The 4,470-nt window shown below is 67.1% G+C and carries 6 protein-coding genes; 5 read left to right on the top strand and 1 reads right to left on the bottom strand.

Going from position 1 to position 4,470, the window contains the following annotated elements; translation table 11 throughout:
- The 5 genes from ACFP9U_RS24020 to ACFP9U_RS24000 form a co-directional block, all read left to right on the top strand.
- A partial coding sequence (locus ACFP9U_RS24020) for a hypothetical protein (RefSeq protein WP_378625303.1) occupies positions 1 to 688 on the top strand: 688 nt, incomplete at its 5' end.
- 2 nt (positions 689 to 690) lie between these two features.
- Positions 691 to 1,242: a flavoprotein gene (locus ACFP9U_RS24015; RefSeq protein WP_378625302.1), complete on the top strand. Its 552-nt coding sequence runs from the start codon at positions 691 to 693 to the stop codon at positions 1,240 to 1,242.
- Positions 1,235 to 2,632, top strand: coding sequence for a DUF6513 domain-containing protein (locus tag ACFP9U_RS24010; RefSeq protein ID WP_378625301.1), 1,398 nt, complete (start codon positions 1,235 to 1,237; stop codon positions 2,630 to 2,632). The genes ACFP9U_RS24015 and ACFP9U_RS24010 overlap by 8 nt, the downstream gene beginning before the upstream one ends.
- Entirely contained in the window at positions 2,632 to 3,204 is a 573-nt protein-coding gene (locus ACFP9U_RS24005; protein WP_378625300.1) for a DUF447 domain-containing protein, read from the top strand. Before ACFP9U_RS24010 ends, ACFP9U_RS24005 begins: the two co-directional genes overlap by 1 nt.
- Before the next feature lie 87 nt (positions 3,205 to 3,291).
- Positions 3,292 to 3,561, top strand: a complete 270-nt coding sequence (locus ACFP9U_RS24000; RefSeq protein WP_378625299.1) for a plasmid stabilization protein — start codon at positions 3,292 to 3,294, stop codon at positions 3,559 to 3,561.
- Positions 3,562 to 3,681: 120 nt separating this feature from the next.
- Here ACFP9U_RS24000 and ACFP9U_RS23995 read toward each other — a convergent pair.
- Positions 3,682 to 4,470: hydantoinase/oxoprolinase family protein (locus ACFP9U_RS23995; protein WP_378625298.1), on the bottom strand; the 789-nt coding region annotated here is incomplete at its 5' end.

Here is a 4,470-nt window from a genome sequence, read left to right as displayed (position 1 = left end):
AGCGCCACGGCGGTGCGGACGCCTCCGGGCGGCGCGGAAAGGGCGTCGGCCGATGAAGCTGGCGGTCGTCAAGCTTGGCGGCAGCACGGCTTTCGGCACGCACCTGCATGAATGGATCGATGCCCTTGCCGCCGCGCGCCTTGCGATTACCATCGTGCCGGGCGGCGGCCCCTTCGCCGACCAGGTGCGCAAGGCGCAAAAGCCCATCGGCTTCTCCGATTCCGCCGCGCATGCCATGGCGATCCTGGCGATGGACCAGTTCGGCCATGCCCTGGCCGACCTTTCCGCGCGCTTCGTACCGGCCCGCACATGCGCCGAGATCGCCGAGGCATCCGCTGCCGGGCGCATCCCCGTGTGGCTGCCCTCCGCCATGACGCTCGGCAATCGCGCGATCCCCGAATCATGGGACATCACCTCCGACTCGCTCGCCGCGTGGCTTGCCGGCCGGCTCGGTGGCGAAGCGCTGCTGCTCGTCAAGGAAACGGCGAATTTTTCCGCCGAAGACGATCTCGACAGCCTGGCGCGGCGGGGCGTCGTCGATGCCTGTCTCTCCGCCATGCTGCCCGCCGGCATTGATTTTCACCTTGCCGGCCCCGAAGATGCAGCCACGGCGCGGGCGCTTCTTGCCGCCGGCAAGCTGCCGGGCGTCAGGATCGGCACGCCCGTGCTTGCGAGGAACGCGGGATAGGAATGGCGAAGCTCTACACACCGCGCTGGGCCTGGGTCCTGACCGGGTCGGGCCATTTCTTCATCGAGAGCTTCCGGATGATCCGCAAGCTCGAACACTGCGACGTCTTCGTCTCCAGGGCGGCCGACGAGGTCTTGCGCATGTACGGGCTGAAGCTCGACTTCCCGGATGCGACGCGCGTCCTCCACGACAAGACGGCGAGTGCCATCCCCGTCGGCGAGTTCTATCACGGCGTCTACCACTCGGTGGTCGTCGCGCCGGCAAGCTCCAACACGGTGGCCAAATGCGTGTGGGGCATTTCCGACACGCTCGCCACCAACGTCTTCGCGCAAGCCGGCAAGTGCCGCATCCCGTCGATCGTCTTTGCCTGCGACACCGCACCGGAGCTTCTGACGCGCGCACCACACGGGATGGTCAAGGTCTTCCCGCGCCGCATCGATCTGGAAAACACCGAGCGCCTGAAGGGCTTCGAATACACGACCGTGGTCGAATCCCTCGCGGATCTCGAAGCCGCGATCGCGCGCCGTCAGGCCGAGCGGGAAGGCCATGGCTGAGACGCTGGTCTTCTTGACGGGACGCCTCGCGCGGCGGCGGCTCGAGCGGCTTCTCGAGGATCTGGGCGAGACGGGCTTCGCCTGGGAGATCATCGACACCGGCGTCAAGATCGCTGCGCTGATGACCGAGGAGATCATCAAGCGCCGGGTGACGCTGCCCGACGGTGCAAGCCGGGTCATTTTGCCGGGCCGCTTCCGCGGCGATCCGGATCGGCTCGCCGCCCATTTCGGCGTGCCTTTCCAGCACGGGCCCGACGAGATCGCCGACCTGCCGCCCTTCCTCGGCCGCGAAGGCCGGCCGCCGGACCTGTCGCGCCATGACCTGCGCATCTTCGCCGAGATCGTCGACGCGGCCGCACTTGACGTGGAGGCGATCGTCGAGCGGGCAGGGGGGCTCGCCGCGGCCGGCGCCGACATCATCGACCTCGGCTGCCTGCCCGACACGCCCTTTCCGCATCTGGGCGATGCCGTGCGGGCGCTGAAGGCGCGGGGGCTGACGGTCAGCGTCGACTCGGCCGATGTCGAGGAACTTCGGACCGGGGCCGAGGCCGGCGCGGACTATCTCCTGAGCCTCACCGAGGACACGCTTTCGCTGGCGCGGGATTATCCGGTGACACCGGTCCTGATCCCGGCCGTTCCCGGCGATCTTTCCTCGCTCGACCGTGCCATCGAGGCGGCGGAAAAAGACGGCATCCGCTTCATCGCCGATCCCGTGCTCGACCCCATCCATTTCGGTTTCACGCAATCGCTCGAGCGCTTTGCCGAGACCCGGCGGCGCTGGCCGCAGGCCGAGCTCCTGATGGGCACGGGAAACCTGACGGAACTGACGGATGCCGACAGCGCCGGCGTCACCGCGATTCTCCTCGGGCTCTGCTCGGAGCTTTCGATCTCCAACGTGCTGGTGGTCCATGTGAGCCCGCACACGGCGAGGACGGTCGAGGAGCACGACCTGGCGCGCCGCATCATGTTCGCCGCGCGGGAGGACGGGGCGCTGCCGCGCGACTACCATCCGGGCCTCCTGCAGGTGCACGACCGCAAGCCTTTCCCCGCCTCGCCTGAAGATATCGCCGCACTGGCCGGGGAAGTGCGCGACGCCAATTTCCGCATCATGACGGCGCCGGACGGGATCCACATCTTTTCGAGCAAAGGCCATTTCGTGGCGCAGGATGCCTTCGAACTCTTCCCCAAGCTCGGCGTCGAGGCCGACGGAGCGCATGCCTTCTATCTCGGCGCCGAACTGATGAAGGCGGAGATCGCCTGGCGGCTCGGCAAGCGCTATGTGCAGGACGAGCCGCTCGCCTGGGGCGTGGCCGCGCCTGCGCCCGAAGAGGACCGCACCCGCCTTGCCGAAGCCGGCCATACCTTGCGTGCGAAGGAAAGGGACAAGTGATGCCCTATATCCGCGAGTCGATCATCACGACGGTCAATGAGGCGGGCGAGGTCCACATCGCCCCGCTCGGCATCATCGCCGAGGGTGAGGGCTGGGTGATCGCCCCCTTCCGCCCCTCCGCCACGCTCGACAATCTGTCGAAGCGCCCGGTGGCGGTCGCCAGCTACATCGACGACGTGCGCATCTTCGCCGGATGTCTCACCGGCCGCAAGGACTGGCCGGTCGTCCCGGTCGAAGGCTGCCCGGTGCCGCGGCTTTCCGCGGCCCTTGCCCATTCGGTGCTCGAAGTGGCCGAGGTCCAGGAGCACGAACTCAGGCCGCGCTTCCGGTGCCGTGTCGCCGCCGAAGAAACGCACGCGCCGTTTACCGGCTTCAACCGCGCCAAGGCGGCGGTGCTCGAACTGGCGATCCTGGTAAGCCGCCTCCATATGCTCCCGCGCGAGAAGATCGAGGCCGAGATCGGGTATCTCACCATCGCCGTGGAGAAAACGGCGGGCCCGGAGGAGCGGGAGGCCTGGGACTGGCTGATGGCGCGGGTTGACGCGCATTTTTCGGATGCGGGGGAAAGCTAGACTGAATTTTCAGCCATCGAGCCATCTGTTGCCATCTTGATGGCTATGGGTGCTTGGCGCACATTGCGGCAAACAGGAGCACCCAGAATGGCCAAACCCCGACTTGCCGTCCGAAGTGCCAAGGCGCGAGATATCGCCCACAGGATCGCACTTCGGGAAAAGCGCTCGGTCCGCGGTGTCGTGGAACGGGCGCTCGAGGCATATGAAGCCAGCGAGAGCAGCCGCGAGCCCGCTCACGCTTTCTACAAGCGGCTGACAGAGCACTACGGCACGGATGTCGATCTTGAAGCAATTATCAGGAAGGGAAAAGGTTCGTTGGATCCCTCCAACGCGTCATCCCGGAAGCCGGAGCGGTAGCGGAGACTGTCCGGGATCCATTCCGGAACGGGGCAAAGTCGCGGAAGGGATCCCGGCTCTCACTTTGTTCGGCCGGGATGACGGCCAAGCGGGTTGATCCGATCCAATCTCACCCTCGAATCAGCAGCTTGCAAGCAGCGCCACGGCAGCCGCAGGCGCCGCGTCGCTGGCGGCGATCCTCGCATTCTCCTCCGCCGGGATGAGTGCGGCGAGGTCCAAGAACGGGCGCTCCAGGCGTCGGGCGAGGCGCTCGATCTGCCAGCGGCCGATCCCCGCGCCGACGACGGGAGCATCATCGGCGAGTTTTCCGCTCACGAGATAGGCCGCGTCGTGGATGAGGCGCAGCTGCTGCTCGGAAAACCAGGCGGCGATGTGGCGCCATTCGTCCGCGCCGAGATCATCCGCATCGCGGCCGGCGAGGCGCGCCAGCCGGGTGATCGAGGCAGGCAGCGTCTTTTCCTTGTTGTCGGCGGTGCGGTGCTGGTCGTCCGTCTCGCGCAGCACGCCCAGCACACGGTGGACGTCGGCCATGGTGGCAAAATACTCGTTCATCAGCGGCGTGAAACGGCCCCCGACGGGGGCATTGGAGCACAGCGCGAAGGGGAAGGAGCGGACGAACCCCGTATAGACCAACTCGCCGGTGGCGAGCCTTCCTGCATCGCTGTCTCCCGCGTTCATCACCTTCCCGTCCCTGATGGCGATGATGTCCGTGGTGGTCGAGCCCATGTCGACGAAGAGCGCATCGCTCGCCAGCCGCGCGACGAGGCTCGCCGTCGCATGCCAGTTGGCGGAGGCGACTTCGCCGGGGACCGTCCGCGCCTGATCGATCGCGACGAGGCCGGAGCGCGTCGTGTGGATCAGGCTGCCGGCGGGAAAGCGCCTCGCGATCTCGTCGAGGAGCGCGGCAAC

It is taken from the genome of Nitratireductor sp. GCM10026969 (genome assembly GCF_042660605.1).
Classification (GTDB): domain Bacteria; phylum Pseudomonadota; class Alphaproteobacteria; order Rhizobiales; family Rhizobiaceae; genus Chelativorans.
The sequence above is the reverse complement of the archived record's forward strand: the minus strand, read 5'-3'. Positions and strand labels throughout refer to the sequence as shown.